This window comes from Pseudomonas sp. TNT3, assembly GCF_010095445.2.
Taxonomy (GTDB): Bacteria; Pseudomonadota; Gammaproteobacteria; order Pseudomonadales; family Pseudomonadaceae; genus Aquipseudomonas.
Genome location: NZ_WFGV02000045.1, coordinates 1 through 19,017 on the forward strand (window position 1 = coordinate 1; position 19,017 = coordinate 19,017).

Here is a 19,017-nt window from a genome sequence, read left to right on the forward strand (position 1 = left end):
GACGTTCAGGCTGGCGCGACGCTGGCTCTGCTCCCGCTCCGCCACCAGTCACGAATGGGGCACGCTGGCCGACGCCGACCTTGGCTTGTATGCCTGTGGCGACTGGTGCTTGTCTGGCCGCGTAGAAGGCGCCTGGCTCAGCGGCCAGGAAGCCGCCCGCCGCTTGCACGAGCACCTGCAGTGAACCGCATCAATCCAGGCAAATTGCTGCTGTCGAAATGGACAGCAGCCCACCCGCAAAACCGTGAAAAACATTTTTTGGTGACCGAGCTGTTCCGTGATGAGGAAGGCGTCGTGCTGGAAGTTGAAATCCAGGCGGTGTTGACCAAGCGCAGCGAACGGTTTGAATGGCAGGGCCTTCGCAATCAGGACCAGTGGAAAATGGGTTGGTTGTAGGAGGCCGATAAAAACCTATACAAATAATTTGACTTGTACAGCTTCGAATCTATGATGAGCTTATGTTGTACAGAACCTCGCATCTGTACAAGTTTAGATTCGAGGTGTTCCGATGATCCCTGCCACCGTGAAACCGAAGATTGCCATCAGCGCCTGCCTGATGGGCGCCGAAGTACGCTTTAACGGCGGACACAAAGAATCTCGCCTGTGCAGTCGCACCCTCACTGAATACTTCGATTTCGTCCCGGTTTGCCCGGAAGTCGCCATTGGCCTCGGCATTCCTCGCCAACCGATCCGTCTGGTCGGTGATCCTGAACAACCTCAAGCCGTCGGCACCGTCCTTCCAGAACTCAACGTCACTCGGCCACTGGCTGAATACGGTGAAAAAATGGCGGCGGAACTGGAGGACATCTGCGGCTACATTTTCATGCAGAAATCCCCTTCCTGCGGGCTGGACCGGGTCAAGGTCTACCACGCCAACGGTGCACCTGTGGATGGCGGTGGACGCGGTATCTACGCCCAGGCTTTCTGCTCACGGCACCCTGATTTACCGGTGGAGGAAGACGGGCGGCTGAATGATCCAGTGCTGCGCGAGAACTTCCTGACGCGGGTTTTCGCCTACAGCGCCTGGCAGCAACTGTTGAAAGAAGGCCTGACTCGCCGCGGCCTCACCGACTTTCACTCGCGCTACAAATACCTGCTGATGGCCCACAACCCGGTGCAGTACAAAACCCTGGGCAACTTGCTGGGGAACATGGGTCAGACTGACCCGATCGAGTTGGGCCCGCGCTATTTCAGCGAGCTGATGGCGGCCTTGAAGAAATGCGCCACGCGACGTACCCACAGCAACGTCCTGCAACACATCAGTGGTTACCTCAAGCAGGTAATCAGCGCTGAAGACAAACAGGAAGTGCAGCACGTTATCGGCCAATACCGCCACGGCATCGTGCCGCTGGTGGTGCCTTTGACGCTGCTCAAACACTACTTCCGCCAACACCCGGATCCCTACATTGCGCAACAGGTTTACCTGCAACCGCACCCGGAAAACCTCAGCCTGCGAAACGCGATCTAATGAACGACCGACTCGACACCAGCGCCAGCGAAGACCTGGGCGATGATTTCAAAAAAGCGCTCGACGAAGGCTGGCTGCCCATCCGTGAAGTCGCGCGGCAGACCGGCGTCAACGCCGTCACCTTACGTGCCTGGGAACGTCGTTATGGACTGATCGTGCCCCAACGCACGCCCAAAGGTCATAGGCTGTTCTCGGCCGAGCACGTGCAACGCATCCTGACGATTCTCACCTGGCTCAATCGTGGCGTGGCCGTCAGTCAGGTCAAGCAACTGCTCGATACCCCACAAGCCTTGAACGTACCCGTCGAAAGCGATTGGCACGTACTGCGGCATACGTTGCTGCAAGCCGTAACGCAGCTTAACGAGCGCACCCTGGACGACACCGTCAATCAGGCAATGGCGCTGTACCCGCCACGCACCTTGTGCGAGCAGTTACTGATGCCGCTGTTGGCGGACCTGGAGCAACGCTGGAAGGGCCAGTTCGGCGCGCAAATGGAACGCGTGTTTTTTTATTCCTGGCTGCGCAGCAAGTTTGGCGCGCGCATTTACCACAACAACCGTCAACTACGCACCGCGCCGCTGCTGTTGATCAATCACTCGGACCTGCCGCTGGAGCCTGACCTGTGGCTCACCGCCTGGCTGGTCAGTAGCGCCGATTGCCCGGTCGAGGTGTTCGACTGGCCGCTGCCGGCGGGTGAACTGGCGCTGGCGGTGGATCATTTGAAGGCTCGCGGCGTGCTGCTGTATTCCAGCAAAGCCATGAACCTGCCGCAACTGGTGAAACTATTGAGCGGCGTGAGTTGCCCAAAAATCATTGCCGGCCCAACGGTATGCATCCATTGCGCGGAGTTGTCCGTAAGAACCTCTGAGATCGCTGATGTGTTCCTGGCCGAAGATCCCTTGTCGGCTCACCAGAACCTCGTGCAGCAGGGGCTCATTTAATGGCGACTCTTAATAAAAGTACGGACACCACCATGCAATTGATCTGGCTGCGCAGCGACTTGCGCCTACTCGACAACACGGCGCTCAGCGCGGCTGCGGCGCGCGGCCCGTGCGTGGCGGTGTATGTGTTGAGCCCGCAGCAATGGCTGGAGCATGACGACGCGCCGTGCAAAGTGGATTTCTGGCTGCGCAACCTGAGCGAATTGAGCCGCGCATTGGGCGAATTGAACATCCCCCTGCTGATTCGCGAGGCGTCACGGTGGGATGACGCACCGAAGGTCTTGCTCGATCTCTGCCAGCAATTGAAGGTCGAAGCGGTCCACGTCAACGAGGAGTACGGCATCAATGAAAGCCGGCGTGACGAGCAGGTTGGCGAAGCACTGACGGCCGAAGGCATCGGTTTTTACAGCTATCTCGATCAGCTGTTTTTCAAACCTGGCAGCGTGCTGACCAAGACCGGGACCTACTTTCAGGTCTTCAGTCAATTTCGCAAGGTCTGCTACGAACGTCTGCACCGCTCGATACCCGCCATGGTCGTGAAACCCGCAGCGCAGGATTCGCTAGACATCGCCAGCGACAAGATTCCTGCCAGTGTCGAGGGTTTCGAAACGCCCGGCGAACAGCTGCGAGCACTCTGGCCTGCCGGCGAAGCGCAAGCCCGTCTGCGTCTCGATGCCTTCGCCGACGCCCAGATCGATTACTACAAAAACGAGCGCGACTTCCCCGCCAAACCGGGCACCAGTCAACTGTCAGCCTATCTGGCGGCCGGGGTCGTTTCCCCTCGCCAGTGCCTGCACGCGGCCTTGCAAAGCAATCAAGGGGAATTCGAAAGCGGCAACGTTGGCGCAGTCACCTGGATCAATGAACTGCTGTGGCGTGAATTCTACAAACACATCCTGGTGGGCTACCCACGGGTTTCTCGTCACCGAGCTTTTCGCCCGGAGACCGAAGCGCTGGCGTGGCGCGACGCCCCGGATGAACTGTTGGCCTGGCAGCAGGCCCGCACCGGGCTGCCGATCATCGACGCAGCCATGCGCCAACTGCTTGAAACCGGCTGGATGCACAACCGCCTACGCATGGTGGTGGCGATGTTTCTGACAAAAAACCTGCTGATCGACTGGCGCGAAGGCGAACGTTTTTTCATGCGCCACCTGATCGATGGCGACCTGGCGGCAAACAACGGTGGCTGGCAGTGGAGTTCATCAACCGGCACCGACTCGGCGCCCTACTTCCGGATATTCAACCCGCTGAGCCAGTCCGAGAAATTCGACGCCGAAGGCGTCTTCATCAAGCACTGGCTGCCTGAGCTGGCCGGACTGGACAAGAAGCAAGTGCACAACCCGGCAGACGTCGGCGGATTGTTCGGCGTGGCGGATTATCCATCGCCCATCGTCAATCTGAGCACGTCTCGACAGCGTGCCCTGGCCGCATTCAAAAACCTGCCCTCGCGGCAGGCGCAAGATTGAAAAGGAGAATGGGATGAGCCTTACACCTCCACGACGGTATTGGTTGACTGGCGCCAGCAGCGGTATCGGCGCCGCGCTGGCTGAAGAGATACTCAAGAGCGGCGCACACCTGGCCGTGAGTTCACGCTCGGTGGCGCCGTTGAAAGTCTTGTCCCAACGCTATCCGGGGCAAGTCCTGGTCGTGCCGGGTGATCTGACCAACAGCCAGAAAGTGCGAGAGATCGGCGAACAGATTGCTGAGGCTTGGGGATCGCTGGACACGGTGATTCTTAACGCCGGTACGTGCGAATACGTCGATGCCCAGCAGTTCGATGCGTCCATCATCGAGCACGTGGTGCGGACCAATCTGCTCGCCAGCGCCTACTGCATCGAAGCGGCCTTGCCTTTGTTGCGCGCCGGGACTGCGCCGCATCTGGTCGGCATGGCAAGCTCGGTAACTTACCTTCCGCTGCCCCGAGCCGAAGCCTATGGCGCGTCGAAGGCGGGCCTTCGTTACCTGTTCGAATCGCTGCGCATTGATGTGGCGTCTGAGGGCATCGAGGTCACGGTTGTCAGCCCGGGCTTTGTCGATACACCGCTCACGGCCAAAAACGATTTCCCGATGCCCCTCAGCTGGCCTGTGGATAAAGCCGCGCGGCATATCTTCGCCAAACTTGCGAACCGTCCACTGGAGATCGCGTTTCCGGCGCTGTTCATGGCCGCCCTGTGGCCGCTGTCGAAACTGCCCAATCGCATTCAGCTCGAGATCGGCAAACGCATGGTGCGCAGCAATCCGCCCATCAAGGACACACCGTGAACATCGCCATCATCGGCAGCGGTATCTCGGGGCTGACGAGCGCCTACCTGCTCAACCGCAGTCACGAGATCACTGTGTTCGAAGCCAGCGACTGGGTCGGCGGGCACACTCACACCGTGGACGTGACGGTCGAGGGTCGAAGCTACGCCGTGGACACCGGGTTCATCGTATTCAATGACTGGACCTACCCCAATTTCATTCGCTTGCTGGAACAGCTTGGCGTGGGCTTCAAACCCACCGAGATGAGCTTCTCGGTCACCGATCCGGACAGTGGCCTGGAGTACAACGGCAACAACCTCAACAGCCTCTTCGCCCAGCGGCGCAATCTGTTGTCACCTGGGTTCTGGGGCATGTTGCGTGACATCCAGCGCTTCAATAAGGAGGCGCTACGCGACCTCCAGGAAGAGCGGATCGACATCAACACCACGCTGGATGATTACCTCAAGGCCGGTGGCTATGGTGAGCGTTTCATCCTGCATTACATCGTCCCGATGGGCACGGCGATCTGGTCGATGTCCATGGCCGACATGCTCGGTTTTCCGTTGCAGTTATTTGTACGGTTTTTCAAGAATCACGGCTTGCTGTCCATCAACAATCGGCCGCAGTGGCAGGTGATCGAAGGCGGCTCCAGCGCCTACATCGAGCCGTTGACCGCTTCGTTCCGTGAACGCATTCGGTTGAATTGCGCCGTGACCCGGGTCGAGCGCGATGAGGAGGGTGTGGTTATTCACAGCGCCGCCGGTATCGAGCGGTTCGACAAAGTGGTGTTCGCTTGCCACAGCGATCAGGCACTGAAACTGCTGGCGGCACCGAGCGACGCCGAACAATCGATCCTCGGCGCCCTGCCCTACGCCGATAATGAGGTGGTGCTGCACACCGACACGCGCCTGCTACCCCAGCGCAAACTTGCCTGGGCCAGCTGGAATTACCGCCTCGGTGGCCCAGGCCATACACGGGCCGCCGTAACGTACGACATGAACATCCTGCAAGGCATCCAGAGCGACATCACGTTCTGTGTCAGCCTGAACCAGAGCGCGGGCATCAGTCCCTTCAAGGTCCTTGCCAAGTACACCTACGCGCATCCGCAATACAGCCTGGCTGCCGTTGCCGCACAGGGGCGTTGGGAAGAATTGAACGGCATTGAGCACACCTGGTATTGCGGCGCGTATTGGGCCAACGGTTTTCACGAGGATGGCGTGGTCAGTGCGTTGCGGGTTGCCCATGCGTTTGGAGAGCTGCTGTGAACAGCGCCCTCTACAGCGGCTGGATCTCCCATCGCCGATTCGCCCCACGGCGTCATGAATTCCGCTACCGGATCGGTCTGCTGTACCTGGACCTCGATGAGCAGGACGAAGTGCTGGGGTTATCACCGATGTCGGGTAACAGTCGCTTTTCGCCGTTCTCATTTCGCGAAACCGATTACCTCAAAACCTACACCCGCAGCGGCATGCGTCTGATCGATGCGGTGCGCCTGCAGGTCGGGGAAGCACTCGGACATGTTCCCCAAGGCTCGATCTGCCTGCTGACTCAAGCCCGTAGCTGGGGTTTGTCGTTCAATCCGGTGAGTTTTTTCTATTGCCATGAAGCCGATGGTCAGCTGGCAGCGATTCTCTGCGAAGTCAGCAACACGCCCTGGCGCGAACGCTATCACTACGTGCTACCGGCCAAGACCCCGGAAGATCTGGGCGATTTCCATCAGCACTTCGCCGTGGCCAAGGCCTTTCACGTCTCGCCGTTTTTGCCCCGGGACCTTGAATACCGAATGAGCTTCAGCCCGGCCGCGAAAAAACTCGGCGTGCACATGGCTGACTGGCAGGGCGAACTGAAGCTCTTCGACGCCACGCTCAATCTGCAACGTGAGGCCCTGGATCGCGCCAGCCTGCACCGTTACCTGCGGCGTTTTCCGTGGATGACCGCGAAAACCTGCCTGGCGATTTACTGGCAAGCCCTTCGCCTGCTGCTCAAGGGCACACCGATTTTTGCTCATCGACCTGCCGACGGCAGCTTTCAAATCGCCACAGTTCCCCCCAAGGATCGCCGCCATGAAATCCTCTAGCGTCACGGCCAAAGCCCCCCTGCTCAGTACCAACGGCCTGACCGGAACGCTGTTGCGTCGGGGCGTACTGCGTCAGCTGGCACACCTCAAACACGGGCAACTGGTGGTGGTCGAAGACGGCGAACGCCACGTTTTCGGCACCCAGGGCAGTCACTTGCTGGGAGAGATTCAGATCCTCAATGCCGCAGCGTGGGGATTGGTGGCGAGCAACGGTTCGATCGGTGCCGGGGAAGCGTTTATTCATGGCTACTGGAGTTCGCCCGACCTCACGGCGGTGGTGCGGGTATTTGTCAGCAACCTTGACGTGCTGGACGCGCTGGAAGGTGGCCTGGCGAAACTCGGCCGGCCCTTCGTTCAAGGACTGCACTGGCTGAACCGCAATACCCGCAAGGGTTCGCAAAAGAACATCGCCGCCCATTACGACCTCGGCAACGACCTGTTCGAACAGTTTCTCGATCCGACCATGATGTATTCGGCCGCCCAGTTCCTGACGCCCGAAGACAGCCTTGAGCAAGCGCAGCTGAACAAGCTGGAGCGGATTTGTCAGAAGCTGGCGCTCAAGCCGACCGATCACTTGCTGGAAATCGGCACAGGTTGGGGCAGCATGGCGCTGTATGCCGCGCAGCAATATGGCTGCAAAGTCACCACTACGACGCTTTCCAAAGAGCAATACGCCTTCACTGCGCAACGTATTGAAGCGCTCGGGCTGCAAGATCAGGTGACGCTGTTGCTGTCCGATTACCGCGACCTGACGGGCCAATACGACAAGCTGGTGTCGATCGAGATGATCGAAGCCGTCGGGCATCGCTTTCTGCCGACCTACTTCAAGCAATGCGCGCATTTGCTCAAGAGCAACGGACTGATGCTGTTGCAAGCCATCACCATTCGCGATCAACGCTACGAACAGGCCAAGAGCAACGTCGACTTCATTCAGCGTTACATCTTCCCCGGCGGCGCCCTGCCCTGCGTGCAAAAGATGCTGGAGATCGTCAGCCGCGACACCGATATGAACCTGCTGCACATGGAAGATTTCGGCCTGCATTACGCCAGGACACTGCGCCTGTGGCACGAGAACTTTCGCCGGGCCCACGGCCGCCTGAGCGAATTGGGTTACGACGATTATTTCCTGCGCCTGTGGGAGTTTTACCTGTGTTACTGCGAAGGTGGTTTCCTGGAGCGCACCATCGGCACGGCGCAATTGCTGCTGGCCAAACCATCAGCAATCACCGCGCCGCTGCTGGGCCGTTTCGATGCTTGAACGCCTGACCAACGCCGCGTTGTTTCAATTGGGCTGGTTCGCGTGCGTGGTTGGTGGCGACAGTCTTTGGTTGTTGGTGCCGTTGGCAGCGTTAGTGATTCATCTGCTGTGGATAAGTCGTTGGGCGGATGAAGGCCGACTGATCCTCAGCGTGGTTCTGTTGGGCACGACCGTGGACAGTACGTTGCGCTGGTTGGGGGTGTTCGATTTCGCCGATGTGGCCCCCCTCATACCGCTATGGCTGATGCTGCTATGGGCGCTGCTGGCGACGACCTTGCGCCATTGCCTGGCCTGGAGCGCCCATCCGTGGTGGCTCGCCAGTGCATTGGGCGCGATCGGGGGGCCGCTTTCCTATTACGCAGGCAGCCAACTGGCTGGGGTGCAATTTCCCTACGGACAATGGGTGACACTGATCGGCATCGGCGCACTGTGGGCGATGCTATTTCCCACGCTGCATTTCATGGCCCAGCGACTGGCTTCGGACACCCATCGTTAAACGTCTGTCAGGCCTTTTACACTCACAAGGTCCACTGCCTTACACTGCGCGCCATGAAGACCATTCCCCATACGCAAATCGCCGAGCCGGCGGTCACGTGCTCGACCTGCGCAGCGTGCTGCTGTCAGCTCGAAGTCATGCTGATCACGGACACGGGCGTGCCTGAACGTTTTATCGCTACCGATGACTGGGGCGGGGAAGTGATGCTGCGTCTGGATGACGGCTGGTGCGCCGCGCTGGATCGCAACACCATGATGTGCACGATCTACGAAAAGCGTCCGCTGATCTGCCGGGAATTCGAGATGGGTGCACCGGAATGCATTGAGGAAAGACAGGGCATTACGACGGCGTATCGGTGATTTTTGGACCACCGTGGATCATATGTGGGAGCTGACCTGCTCCCACAGTGATCAGTGCTTACAACGGCATTGTGTAATGCAGGGCGTAGCTTTCTACGCCGTCGTTGTGGTTGGCCAGTCCGGCATTGGAATAGTGTGTAGCCCGAATCCCGACTTCATGACCGCCCGCAAAGCGCAGACCGAAACCTAGACGGTCTTCAAACTGAAAAGACTGACCGATGTTGTTGTCTTCCAGCTGGGTATCGGAGAAGAACGCAACCCCAACGCCTGCCTCAATGTAAGGCTTGACGTTTTGACCGGCAAATTCGTAAACGAACACCGGAGCAAACGACAGGCTGTTGTTGCTGGAAGTCTTGTCGCCCTCCCAATAGGTATAGGCGCCGCTCCAGAAACCGGTCAGGCGACCCACATCGCTCTGCCACCAGCTCTTGTCCCAATCGAACTGCATGCCCAACCGGTAGGTCATGGTTGAGTCGCTGGTCGCGCCGACTGCGAACTCCACGCCTGCCGCCTGTGCAGTAATACTTTGCCCCATCAGTGCGGCCGCAATCGCGGCCAAGCAGAATAGTCGCTTCACTAGAAACATCCTTTTCCGAACGATTTTCGTATGGTTTTTTTGGTGCAGCTCAACATTCAAAGCTATAGAAGTCGACGATTAGTCAGAAGTTCAGACTGCTACGCGACTTTTTCACATTTTTTTTACAAGTCGAAGCTACGCACAATGCCGGTGGAATTCCAGAGTACCGGCAACACATTACTAAAATGTTCCGGATCGGCACTCGTCCAGAACTGTGCGGCGCGAGCAGGCCCCTCGGCGAGCAACTCACGTTCTGCCAACAGGCGCTGAAGTTGCCGTGCTACCGCAGCACCGGTGTCGATCAGGCTGATGTGCTCTGGGATCATCTGCTTTAGCAAAGGCTTTAGGAAGGGGTAATGCGTGCAGCCGAGAATGATCGTGTCACACCCTGCGGCCAGCAGCGGCGCGACATAGCTGCCAAGCAACGTTCGCAAGGCCGGACTGTGCAGATCACCGTTCTCGATCAACTCCACCAGACCGGGACATGGCTGGGTAATCACGCGCACATCGGTGGCAAAGCGGTCGAGCAGCGCGGCGAACTTGGCACTCTGCAATGTCCCGGTGGTGGCGAGGACACCGACCACGCCACTGCGCGTTGCAGCTGCGGCAGGCTTCACTGCGGGCTCCATGCCAACGATGGGCCACTCGGGATAATCGCGGCGCAAATCTGCGACACCTGCCACCGTCGCGGTGTTGCAGGCCAGCACCAGCGCCTTGGCGCCCTGCTGCTGAAAAAAGCCGGCCATTACGCTGCAACGATGGCGGATGAATTCCGGGGTTTTCTCGCCATAGGGAACGTTCCCGCAATCGGCGACGTACAGCAGGGACTCGTCAGGCAGCAAACGCTGGATTTCAGCCAGCACCGAGAGTCCACCGACACCGGAGTCGAACACGCCAATCGGCGCTTCACGCATGTTTCGACCCACAAACGCCGCAACCCGGATCTCGCTTGACGCGCAATTCCCGGAACCGTGTGCCCAGGGCATCAATCAACAACAATCGACCCACCAGCGGCTCGCCAAAACCTGCCAGCAGTTTCAGCGCTTCGAGGGCCTGGAGGCTGCCGACCAAACCGACCAAGGGACCGATGACGCCGGCTTCGCTGCAGGTCAGCTCGGCTTCGCTGCCGTGTCCGTATAAACAGTGGTAGCAGGGGCTTTCCGGGCGCCGTGGATCGAACACCGACAATTGCCCTTCGAGGCGAATGGCGGCGCCGCTCACCAGAGGTTTGCCGGCCAGCACACACGCGGCGTTGACCGCTTCGCGGGTGGAGAAATTATCGGAACAGTCCAGCACCAGGTCCACCGCCGCTACCGCAGCAGCGAGTGAATCCTCATCCAGCGCAGTGCGATGGGCGATCAGCTGAATCTCGGGATTGATGGCGCTTAATCGGCGGATGGCCGAATCGACCTTGCTGACACCCACGCTGTCGGTGTCATGAATGATCTGGCGTTGCAAATTGGTCAGGTCGACGCTGTCGAAGTCCGCCAGATGCAGCTCGCCAACACCGGCAGCGGCCAAATACAGCGCAACCGGCGAACCGAGACCGCCGAGGCCGACAATCAGGACACGGCTTGCTTTGAGTCGCAGCTGACCGTCGATATCGACGTGCTGCAACAGAATCTGACGGCTGTAGCGCAACAATTCCTGATCATTTAGCACGGCAAGCGTCCCAGGCTGATACGTTCGTGACCGCCCAGATCGGTGCGGCTGTGCACTTCTTCAAAACCACGGGTCAGCAGCAGATCGCGCACTGCCAAGGCCTGATCGTAACCGTGTTCGAGCATCAGCCAGCCACCCGCTTCAAGGTAGTCCGGCGCCTGGGCGACGATCAAACGCAAATCGTCGAGCCCGTCGATACCGGCAACCAGGGCACTGGCCGGCTCGAAGCGCACGTCGCCTTCGACCAGATGCGGATCGGCGCTGGCGATGTAAGGCGGGTTGCTGATGATCAGTTCGAAGCGCTGGCCTTCCAGGGCACTGAACCAATGGCTGCTCAGCACAGTGGCATTGTTCAGGTGCAGACGCTGGCGATTGCGTTCGGCCAAGGCAACGGCTTCGAGTACGCGATCCACCGCGGTGACTTTCCATGCCGGGCGCTCACTGGCCAGGGCCAGGGCAATCGCGCCGCTGCCGGTGCCGAGGTCGAGAACCCTGGCAGGGGTGGCCGGGAGCAATTCCAGCGCGGTCTCTACCAGCAATTCGGTGTCCGGACGCGGGATCAGGGTGTGCGGGGCGACCTCCAGGTCCAGCTTCCAGAAACCTTGCTGGCCAAGGATGTAGGCCACCGGCTCCCCGCCGCGACGACGTTGCAGGAATTCGGCGAACTTCAGCGCCGCTTCGCTCGGCACGATGCGTTCCGGCCAGGTATGCAGAAAGCTGCGGGGTTTGCCCAGCGCAGCCGCCAGCAACAACTCGGCATCCAGACGTGCAGAGGGCGAGTCGGGCAAGTCCGCGGCGCGTAACAAACTGGCAATGATGGTCATTTACTCACCTATCGCTGCGAGTTGGTCGGCCTGGTATTCGGCCAGCAACGGCTCGATCACCGCATCGACGCCACCGGCGAGGATTTCATCAAGGGAGTACAGCGTCAGGTTGACCCGGTGATCAGTCACCCGGCCCTGCGCAAAGTTGTAGGTACGAATCCGCTCTGAACGATCCCCTGAACCCACCAGCAACTTGCGCTCGCTGGCGATGGCATTGGCGGCAGCGCTGGTTTGCTGGTCGTTCAGCTTGGCCGACAGCCAGGCCATCGCCCGCGCGCGGTTCTTGTGCTGGGAACGTTCTTCCTGGCACTCCACGACGATACCGGACGGTATGTGCGTGATGCGAATAGCAGAGTCAGTCTTGTTGACGTGCTGACCGCCCGCGCCAGAGGATTTGTAGGTATCGACCCGGATATCCGCCGGGTTGATCTCGATCGCTTCCTGCTCGTCCGGTTCAGGCAACACCGCAACGGTGCAGGCCGAGGTGTGGATGCGGCCCTGGGATTCGGTGGCCGGCACGCGCTGTACGCGGTGGACGCCGGACTCGAATTTCAGTTTGCCGTAGACATTTTCGCCCTCGACTCGCGCGATGACTTCTTTATAGCCACCGTGCTCACCGATGTTCTCCGAAAGGATCTCCACCCGCCAGCCGCGACGCTCGGCGTAGCGTGAATACATGCGAAACAGATCGCCCGAGAAAATCGCCGCCTCATCACCGCCAGTGCCGGCACGAATCTCGAGGAACACGTTGCGACCGTCGTTCGGATCCTTGGGCAGCAACATGCGTTGCAGATTGGCTTCGATTTCGATCAGTTGCTCTTTGGCTTCGCGGACTTCTTCCACGGCCATTTCGCGCATGTCCGGGTCGCTGTCCTTGAGCAGCGCCTGAGCACCTTCAAGATCACTCTGTACCTTGAGCAACTGTTTATAGGTTTCGACGATCGGCTCGACTTCCGCGTATTCCTTGGAATAGGTGCGGAATTTGGTCTGGTCGGAAATGACTTCACCGTCGCCAAGGAGGGCGGTCAGTTCCTCGAAACGGTCCTGGAGGATGTCCAGCTTATTGAGCAGTGACGCTTTCATTGCGTTTTTTTATCCGAAAAGCTATCCGATGAGCCCTCACCGAGGGCAAAGAGTTCCTGGGCCATTGCCAGTGCGTCGAGGCGTCCTTCGGCAGAAAGCTTTTTCAACTGCACGCTCGGGGCGTGCAGGAGTTTGTTGGTCAGGCCGCGCGCCAATTGCACCAGCACGTCTTCGGCGCTGCTGCCATTGGCCAGCATCCGCTGGGCCTTCTGCAATTCTTCGTCGCGCATGCGCTCGCTTTGTTGGCGATAGGCCTTGAGCACATCCACTGCGGCCAGTTCACGCAGGCGGACCATGAAGTCTTCAGCGCCGATCGAGACCATCTCTTCCGCCGCTTGGGCAGCGCCTTGACGGCTTTTGAGGTTCTCGGCGACGACTTCATGGAGATCGTCGACGCTGTAGAGGTAAACGTCGTCAAGCTCGCCGACTTCCGGCTCGATATCCCGAGGCACGGCGATGTCGACCATGAAAATCGGTTTGTGCTTGCGCAGCTTCAAGGCACTTTCGACGGCGCCCTTGCCCAGGATCGGCAGCTGGCTGGCGGTAGAGCTGATAACGATGTCACTGCGCACCAGCTCTGCCGGGATATCCGACAGCAATACGGCGTGAGCGCCGAACTGTTCGGCCAGGATGCTCGCGCGTTCCAGTGTGCGGTTGGCAACCACGATACGTTTCACACCCAGTTCGTGCAGATGACGGGCGACCAGGGTGATGGTCTCGCCGGCGCCAATCAGCAGGGCCTGGCTGCGTTGCAGATCGCTGAAGATCTGTTTCGCCAGGCTGACTGCGGCGAACGCCACGGAAACAGGGTTCTCGCCAATGGCGGTGTCGGTACGCACCTGCTTGGCCGCATTGAACGTCGCCTGGAACAGACGCCCGAGCAATGGACCGATGGTGCCTGCCTCGCGGGCCACGGCGTAGGCGGATTTCATCTGACCGAGAATCTGTGGTTCGCCCAGCACCAGCGAATCCAGCCCGGAGGCGACCCGCATCATGTGACGAACTGCCGCATCATCTTCGTGCACGTAAGCGCTCGAACGCAGCTCGTCGAGGCTCAAATGATGGTAATCGGCCAGCCAGCGCAATACGACATCAGCCGAAAGGTGATCCTGTTCTATATAGAGTTCACTGCGATTGCAGGTGGAGAGGATCGCAGCTTCGCGGCTGTCGGTAAGTCGGCAGAGCTGCTGCAAGGCCTCCACCAGCTGCTCAGGGGTAAAGGCCACGCGCTCGCGGACGTCTACTGAAGCAGTCTTGTGGTTGATACCGAGTGCAAGGAAGGCCATTCAAAGTCGCAGATGGTGACGTGAAGCCGGCAATTGTCCTACTTCGACACAACGAGAACAACTACTCGATCTCTATCGCCTTGGTAGGCATCACCCGAAACTGCGAGCGCTTCTCGTTTACACGAAGCGTACACCGGTCCTTGTGGGAGCTGGCTTGCCTGCGATGGACTGACAGACACCGCTGGCTCCCTGTGAAAACTCGTCATCGTTAACGACCATCGCTGGCAAGCCAGCTCCCACAGGGCACGGCGCATCGGTAAATTGCCGGGCCGGTTATGTTTGGCCGAAGGCTTGTGTCATGATGATCTGACCGCAGGTTAGTCGTCCTCTTCCTATATGAATAGATCTTCCGCGTTGCTCCTCGCTTTTGTCTTCCTCAGCGGCTGCCAGGCCATGGCACCCGTTTCGTCGGACGGTACGCCGCCGACTGAAGACAGCACCCCTGCCCCTGAAAAACCCAAGGTCTATGGCTCGTTCAGCGAAGAAACCGTCTTCAGCCTGTTGAGTGCGGAACTGGCTGGCCAGCGCAATCGTTTCGACATTGCCCTGGACAACTACGTGACCCAGGCCATCAACACTCAGGATCCGGGAATTTCCGAGCGGGCATTCCGTATTGCCGAGTATCTGGGCGCTGATCAGGCGGCGCTGGACACTGCACTCATCTGGGCAAAAAACGCCCCGGATGACCTCGAAGCGCAACGGGCCGCCGCAGTGCAACTGGCTCGCGCCGGGCGCTACGACGACTCCATGGTCTATATGGAGAAGGTCCTGCAGGGCAAAGGCGACACGCATTTCGACTTCCTCGCCTTGTCCGCGGCCGACACGGACCAGGACACCCGCGATGGTTTGATGAAGAGTTTCGATCGTTTGTTGCAGCGTCATCCCAACAACGGCCAGCTGATTTTCGGCAAGGCCTTGCTGTTGCAACAGGACGGCGATGCCAAGGGCGCATTGGCCCTGCTCGAAGACAACCCACCGGAAGATGGCGAGATAGTCCCGATTTTGCTGCGGGCACGCTTGCTGCAATCGCTCGATCGTGGCGATGAAGCCTTGCCGCTGCTGCAAAAAAGCATCAAGAAGTACCCGGACGACAAACGCCTGCGCCTGACTTACGCACGAATGCTGGTTGAACAGGACCGCATGGAAGACGCCAAAGTCGAGTTTTCGAGCCTGGTCCAGCAGTACCCCGAAGACGATGAACTGCGCTATTCCCTGGCGCTGGTGTGCCTGGAAGCCAAGGCCTGGGAAGAGGCCAAAGGTTATCTTGAGGACTTGATTGCCCGGGACAGCCACGTCGATTCGGCGCACCTGAACCTTGGGCGCATCGCTGAAGAGCGCAACGATCCACAAGGTGCACTGATCGAATACGCACAAGTGGGCCCGGGTAATGATTACCTGCCGGCGCAATTGCGTCAGGCCGACATCCTCATGAACAACGGCAAGACGGCCGAAGCTCAAAGTCGCCTGGCAGCCCAGCGTGACGAGCAGCCGGACTACGCGATTCAGTTGTACCTGATCGAAGCGGAGACCCTGTCCGCCAACAAACAACCGGACAAGGCGTGGGCCGTGTTGCAGAAAGCCTTGCAGCAATACCCGGACGATCTGAATCTGCTGTACACCCGCGCCATGCAGGCGGAAAAGCGTAATGACCTGGCGCAGATGGAGAAAGACCTGCGGCTGATCATCAAACGCGACCCGGACAATGCAATGGCGTTGAACGCCCTCGGCTACACCCTGTCTGACCGTACAACGCGCTACACCGAAGCCAAGGCCCTGATTGAACAGGCGCACCAGATCAATCCGGATGACCCGGCAGTGCTCGACAGCCTCGGCTGGGTGAACTTCCGACTGGGCAACCTCGATGAAGCCGAGCGCTATTTGCGTCAGGCACTGGAGCGCTTCCCCGATCAGGAAGTCGCAGCTCACCTTGGCGAAGTCCTGTGGGCCAATGGCAAGCAACGGGAAGCGAAGCAAATCTGGGGCAAGTTCCTCAAGGAACAGCCCGACAGCCCAATTCTGCGCGGTACCATCAAGCGCCTGACCGGATCAGAGACTCTTTAAGATTATGTTTTTGCGCCATTTCATTGTTTTCAGTTTTATCGCCCTGCTCGCCGGTTGCGCGGGTTTCGGCGCCCGCGAGTCGGTCGAGGGTCACGGCAACACCGCCCAATGGCGTGAGCACAAACAGCAATTGACTGGCCTTGATGGCTGGCAGATCAATGGCAAGATCGGTATTCGCGCGCCTAAAGATTCGGGCAGCGGCACCCTGTTTTGGCTACAGCGTCAGGATTATTACGACATTCGCCTCTCCGGCCCCTTGGGTCGCGGCGCGGCTCGCTTGACGGGTCGCCCCGGAAAAGTCTCTCTGGAAGTTGCTAATCAGGGCCGCTACGAAGCGCCGAACCCGGAAATCCTGCTGGAAGAACAGCTGGGCTGGAAGCTGCCGGTGTCCAATCTTGCCTGGTGGGTCCGCGGGCTCCCCGCACCTGAGAGTAAAAGCCGTTTGACCCTGGACGCGGACAGCCGCCTGGCCAATCTGGAGCAGGATGGCTGGCAGGTGGAATATTTGAGCTACGCGGAACAAAACGGCTTTTGGCTGCCCGAGCGCATCAAGCTGCACGGCACCGACCTTGACGTCACGCTGGTGATCAAGGAATGGCAGCCACGCAAATTGGGGCAGTGAACATGACTGCTCCGCGCTTGACGCTGCCCTCCCCTGCCAAACTCAACCTGATGCTGCACATCCTGGGTCGCCGTGAAGACGGTTATCACGAGCTGCAGACTATTTTTCAATTTCTCGATTACGGCGATGAGATCACCTTCGCCGTGCGCGACGATGGCGTGATTCGACTGCACACCGAATTCGATGGCGTCCCCCATGACAGCAACCTGATCGTCAGGGCCGCGAAAAAACTTCAGGAGCAATCGGGTTGCTCGCTTGGCATCGACATCTGGATCGAAAAAATCCTGCCCATGGGTGGCGGCATCGGTGGCGGCAGCTCCAATGCCGCGACGACACTGCTCGGCTTGAACCATCTCTGGCAATTGGGTTGGGACGAGGATCGGTTGGCTGTACTGGGGCTTACGCTGGGCGCTGATGTCCCGGTTTTCGTGCGCGGTCACGCGGCTTTTGCCGAAGGCGTGGGCGAGAAACTGACCCCTGTAGACCCCGAAGAACCGTGGTATCTGGTGCTGGTGCCGCAAGTATCTGTAAGTACAGCAGAAATTTTTTCAGATCCGCTGTTGACACGTAACACTCCTCCCATTAAAGTGCGCCCCGTTCCCAAGGGAAACAGTCGAAATGACTGCTTACCGGTGGTAGCAAGGCGTTATCCAGATGTACGTAACGCATTGAATTTGTTAGGTAAATTTACCGAAGCAAAACTCACCGGAACTGGAAGTTGTGTGTTTGGGGGCTTCCCAAGCAAAGCTGAAGCTGATAAAGTCTCGGCCCTTCTTACAGAGACCCTTACAGGGTTTGTAGCGAAAGGAAGCAACGTTTCGATGTTGCATCGCAAGCTTCAAAGTCTGCTCTAAAGGAATCGAGTACTGGGTACTCGTTGCAACAGATACAGGGGCGTCGCCAAGCGGTAAGGCAGCAGGTTTTGATCCTGCCATGCGTTGGTTCGAATCCAGCCGCCCCTGCCATTTTCTATACTCATCCAGGTTACCCTCAGCCTCTAGGTACTGCGCGTGTCCAAGATGATGGTCTTTACGGGGAACGCTAACCCCGATCTGGCTCGACGTGTCGTACGTCAGCTGCATATCCCTCTCGGTGACATCTCTGTCGGCAAGTTTTCCGACGGCGAAATTACAGCCGAGATCAATGAAAACGTCCGCGGTAAAGATGTTTTCATTATTCAGCCGACTTGCGCTCCGACCAACGATAACCTGATGGAACTGGTAGTGATGGCTGATGCCTTCCGCCGCTCCTCGGCTACTCGTATCACTGCTGTAATTCCTTACTTTGGTTATGCCCGTCAGGATCGCCGTCCGCGTTCCGCACGTGTGGCTATCAGCGCGAAAGTCGTCGCTGACATGCTCACCGTAGTCGGCATCGATCGTGTTCTCACGGTTGATTTGCATGCTGACCAAATCCAGGGTTTCTTCGATATTCCGGTAGATAACATCTACGGCTCCCCGGTACTGGTGGATGACATTGAAGATCAGCGCTTCGAAAACCTGATGATTGTATCCCCGGACATTGGTGGCGTCGTGCGTGCACGTGCCGTTGCCAAATCCCTGGGTGTTGATCTCGGGATCATCGACAAACGCCGTGAGAAAGCCAATCACTCTGAAGTGATGCATATCATCGGTGATGTCGAAGGGCGTACCTGTATTCTGGTCGATGACATGGTCGATACCGCCGGCACTCTGTGCCACGCGGCCAAGGCCTTGAAAGAGCATGGCGCTGCCAAGGTTTTCGCCTACTGCACACACCCAGTGCTGTCCGGTCGGGCGATCGAAAACATTGAAAATTCCATGCTGGACGAACTGGTGGTGACCAACACCATCCCGTTGTCCGCTGCTGCTCAAGCCTGCTCGCGTATCCGTCAACTGGATATCGCGCCGGTAGTTGCCGAAGCGGTCCGCCGCATCAGCAATGAAGAATCGATCAGCGCGATGTTCCGCTAAGGGCCCTGCCCTTCTCGAATGTCTCGTTGACGAAAAGCGCCCCGCCCCGGCATTCCTGTCGGGGCGGGGCTTTTTTGCCCATATCGCCTTTAGCGCTGGTCGCAAACGCT

The 19,017-nt window shown here is 58.8% G+C and carries 21 protein-coding genes and 1 tRNA gene; 16 read left to right on the forward strand and 6 right to left on the reverse strand.

Annotated features, from left to right (window positions below; all coding sequences use genetic code 11):
- The 11 genes from GBC55_RS22485 to GBC55_RS22535 form a co-directional block, all read left to right on the forward strand.
- The coding region (locus tag GBC55_RS22485; RefSeq protein ID WP_247266970.1) for an FAD-dependent oxidoreductase at positions 1 to 184 on the forward strand (184 nt) is incomplete at its 5' end.
- Positions 181 to 396, forward strand: a complete 216-nt coding sequence (locus tag GBC55_RS22490; RefSeq protein WP_162439671.1) for a TIGR02450 family Trp-rich protein — start codon at positions 181 to 183, stop codon at positions 394 to 396. The genes GBC55_RS22485 and GBC55_RS22490, both read left to right, overlap by 4 nt.
- 112 nt (positions 397 to 508) lie before the next feature.
- Positions 509 to 1,468, forward strand: a complete 960-nt coding sequence (locus GBC55_RS22495) for a DUF523 and DUF1722 domain-containing protein (RefSeq protein WP_162439672.1) — start codon at positions 509 to 511, stop codon at positions 1,466 to 1,468.
- Positions 1,468 to 2,409, forward strand: a complete 942-nt coding sequence (locus GBC55_RS22500; RefSeq protein ID WP_162439673.1) for a MerR family transcriptional regulator — start codon at positions 1,468 to 1,470, stop codon at positions 2,407 to 2,409. The genes GBC55_RS22495 and GBC55_RS22500 overlap by 1 nt, the downstream gene beginning before the upstream one ends.
- Before the next feature lie 32 nt (positions 2,410 to 2,441).
- Positions 2,442 to 3,875, forward strand: coding sequence for a deoxyribodipyrimidine photo-lyase (phrB, locus tag GBC55_RS22505; protein WP_162439714.1), 1,434 nt, complete (start codon positions 2,442 to 2,444; stop codon positions 3,873 to 3,875).
- A 13-nt stretch (positions 3,876 to 3,888) separates the two neighbouring features.
- Positions 3,889 to 4,671 (forward strand): SDR family NAD(P)-dependent oxidoreductase, encoded by a 783-nt coding sequence (locus tag GBC55_RS22510; RefSeq protein WP_162439674.1) that lies wholly within the window; start codon positions 3,889 to 3,891, stop codon positions 4,669 to 4,671.
- Positions 4,668 to 5,915 carry an FAD-dependent oxidoreductase gene (locus tag GBC55_RS22515; protein ID WP_162439675.1) on the forward strand — a complete coding sequence of 416 codons (1,248 nt, stop codon included), beginning with the start codon at positions 4,668 to 4,670 and terminating at the stop codon, positions 5,913 to 5,915. The genes GBC55_RS22510 and GBC55_RS22515 overlap by 4 nt, the downstream gene beginning before the upstream one ends.
- Positions 5,912 to 6,727: a DUF1365 domain-containing protein gene (locus GBC55_RS22520; RefSeq protein WP_162439676.1), complete on the forward strand. Its 816-nt coding sequence runs from the start codon at positions 5,912 to 5,914 to the stop codon at positions 6,725 to 6,727. Before GBC55_RS22515 ends, GBC55_RS22520 begins: the two co-directional genes overlap by 4 nt.
- On the forward strand, positions 6,714 to 7,985 hold the full coding sequence (locus GBC55_RS22525) for a cyclopropane-fatty-acyl-phospholipid synthase family protein (protein WP_162439677.1): 1,272 nt from the start codon (positions 6,714 to 6,716) through the stop codon (positions 7,983 to 7,985). Before GBC55_RS22520 ends, GBC55_RS22525 begins: the two co-directional genes overlap by 14 nt.
- Positions 7,978 to 8,481: a DUF2878 domain-containing protein gene (locus GBC55_RS22530; protein ID WP_162439678.1), complete on the forward strand. Its 504-nt coding sequence runs from the start codon at positions 7,978 to 7,980 to the stop codon at positions 8,479 to 8,481. The genes GBC55_RS22525 and GBC55_RS22530 overlap by 8 nt, the downstream gene beginning before the upstream one ends.
- A gap of 53 nt (positions 8,482 to 8,534) precedes the next feature.
- Positions 8,535 to 8,840 carry a YkgJ family cysteine cluster protein gene (locus GBC55_RS22535; protein WP_162439679.1) on the forward strand — a complete coding sequence of 102 codons (306 nt, stop codon included), beginning with the start codon at positions 8,535 to 8,537 and terminating at the stop codon, positions 8,838 to 8,840.
- A 58-nt stretch (positions 8,841 to 8,898) separates the two neighbouring features.
- On the opposite strand, the gene GBC55_RS22540 is transcribed toward GBC55_RS22535, so the two are convergent.
- From GBC55_RS22540 to hemA, 6 genes are all read right to left on the reverse strand, one after another.
- Complete coding sequence (locus GBC55_RS22540) at positions 8,899 to 9,417, reverse strand: acyloxyacyl hydrolase (RefSeq protein WP_162439680.1); 519 nt, start codon at positions 9,415 to 9,417, stop codon at positions 8,899 to 8,901.
- 122 nt (positions 9,418 to 9,539) lie between these two features.
- A complete protein-coding gene (murI, locus tag GBC55_RS22545) occupies positions 9,540 to 10,331 on the reverse strand; it encodes a glutamate racemase (RefSeq protein WP_162439681.1) in 792 nt (263 codons plus the stop codon).
- Positions 10,324 to 11,079 carry a molybdopterin-synthase adenylyltransferase MoeB gene (locus GBC55_RS22550; protein ID WP_162439682.1) on the reverse strand — a complete coding sequence of 252 codons (756 nt, stop codon included), beginning with the start codon at positions 11,077 to 11,079 and terminating at the stop codon, positions 10,324 to 10,326. Before GBC55_RS22550 ends, murI begins: the two co-directional genes overlap by 8 nt.
- Complete coding sequence (gene prmC, locus GBC55_RS22555) at positions 11,073 to 11,903, reverse strand: peptide chain release factor N(5)-glutamine methyltransferase (protein WP_162439683.1); 831 nt, start codon at positions 11,901 to 11,903, stop codon at positions 11,073 to 11,075. The genes GBC55_RS22550 and prmC overlap by 7 nt, the downstream gene beginning before the upstream one ends.
- Complete coding sequence (gene prfA / locus GBC55_RS22560) at positions 11,904 to 12,986, reverse strand: peptide chain release factor 1 (RefSeq protein WP_162439684.1); 1,083 nt, start codon at positions 12,984 to 12,986, stop codon at positions 11,904 to 11,906.
- On the reverse strand, positions 12,983 to 14,272 hold the full coding sequence (gene hemA / locus GBC55_RS22565) for a glutamyl-tRNA reductase (RefSeq protein ID WP_162439685.1): 1,290 nt from the start codon (positions 14,270 to 14,272) through the stop codon (positions 12,983 to 12,985). Before hemA ends, prfA begins: the two co-directional genes overlap by 4 nt.
- Before the next feature lie 336 nt (positions 14,273 to 14,608).
- Between hemA and GBC55_RS22570 the strand changes: the two genes are divergently transcribed.
- The 5 genes from GBC55_RS22570 (at position 14,609) to GBC55_RS22590 (ending at position 18,907) form a co-directional block, all read left to right on the forward strand.
- On the forward strand, positions 14,609 to 16,333 hold the full coding sequence (locus tag GBC55_RS22570) for a tetratricopeptide repeat protein (protein ID WP_162439686.1): 1,725 nt from the start codon (positions 14,609 to 14,611) through the stop codon (positions 16,331 to 16,333).
- 4 nt (positions 16,334 to 16,337) lie between these two features.
- Positions 16,338 to 16,955: a lipoprotein insertase outer membrane protein LolB gene (lolB, locus tag GBC55_RS22575; protein ID WP_162439687.1), complete on the forward strand. Its 618-nt coding sequence runs from the start codon at positions 16,338 to 16,340 to the stop codon at positions 16,953 to 16,955.
- 2 nt (positions 16,956 to 16,957) lie between these two features.
- Positions 16,958 to 17,809 (forward strand): 4-(cytidine 5'-diphospho)-2-C-methyl-D-erythritol kinase, encoded by an 852-nt coding sequence (gene ispE / locus GBC55_RS22580; protein ID WP_162439715.1) that lies wholly within the window; start codon positions 16,958 to 16,960, stop codon positions 17,807 to 17,809.
- A gap of 36 nt (positions 17,810 to 17,845) precedes the next feature.
- Positions 17,846 to 17,920: transfer RNA gene (locus GBC55_RS22585), tRNA-Gln, on the forward strand.
- A gap of 45 nt (positions 17,921 to 17,965) precedes the next feature.
- Positions 17,966 to 18,907, forward strand: a complete 942-nt coding sequence (locus tag GBC55_RS22590) for a ribose-phosphate pyrophosphokinase (protein WP_003208392.1) — start codon at positions 17,966 to 17,968, stop codon at positions 18,905 to 18,907.
- Positions 18,908 to 19,017: the final 110 nt, after the last annotated feature.

Excerpts from the sequence above, each read along its gene's own strand:
- GBC55_RS22495 (WP_162439672.1), top strand. The coding sequence starts at position 509 with ATGATCCCTGCCACCGTGAAACCGAAGATTGCCATCAGCGCCTGCCTG.
- GBC55_RS22500 (WP_162439673.1), top strand. The coding sequence starts at position 1,468 with ATGAACGACCGACTCGACACCAGCGCCAGCGAAGACCTGGGCGATGAT.
- phrB (WP_162439714.1), top strand. The coding sequence starts at position 2,442 with ATGCAATTGATCTGGCTGCGCAGCGACTTGCGCCTACTCGACAACACG.
- GBC55_RS22510 (WP_162439674.1), top strand. The coding sequence starts at position 3,889 with ATGAGCCTTACACCTCCACGACGGTATTGGTTGACTGGCGCCAGCAGC.
- GBC55_RS22525 (WP_162439677.1), top strand. The coding sequence starts at position 6,714 with ATGAAATCCTCTAGCGTCACGGCCAAAGCCCCCCTGCTCAGTACCAAC.
- GBC55_RS22530 (WP_162439678.1), top strand. The coding sequence starts at position 7,978 with ATGCTTGAACGCCTGACCAACGCCGCGTTGTTTCAATTGGGCTGGTTC.
- GBC55_RS22535 (WP_162439679.1), top strand. The coding sequence starts at position 8,535 with ATGAAGACCATTCCCCATACGCAAATCGCCGAGCCGGCGGTCACGTGC.
- murI (WP_162439681.1), bottom strand. The coding sequence starts at position 10,331 with ATGCGTGAAGCGCCGATTGGCGTGTTCGACTCCGGTGTCGGTGGACTC.
- prmC (WP_162439683.1), bottom strand. The coding sequence starts at position 11,903 with ATGACCATCATTGCCAGTTTGTTACGCGCCGCGGACTTGCCCGACTCG.
- prfA (WP_162439684.1), bottom strand. The coding sequence starts at position 12,986 with ATGAAAGCGTCACTGCTCAATAAGCTGGACATCCTCCAGGACCGTTTC.
- hemA (WP_162439685.1), bottom strand. The coding sequence starts at position 14,272 with ATGGCCTTCCTTGCACTCGGTATCAACCACAAGACTGCTTCAGTAGAC.
- GBC55_RS22570 (WP_162439686.1), top strand. The coding sequence starts at position 14,609 with ATGAATAGATCTTCCGCGTTGCTCCTCGCTTTTGTCTTCCTCAGCGGC.
- lolB (WP_162439687.1), top strand. The coding sequence starts at position 16,338 with ATGTTTTTGCGCCATTTCATTGTTTTCAGTTTTATCGCCCTGCTCGCC.
- ispE (WP_162439715.1), top strand. The coding sequence starts at position 16,958 with ATGACTGCTCCGCGCTTGACGCTGCCCTCCCCTGCCAAACTCAACCTG.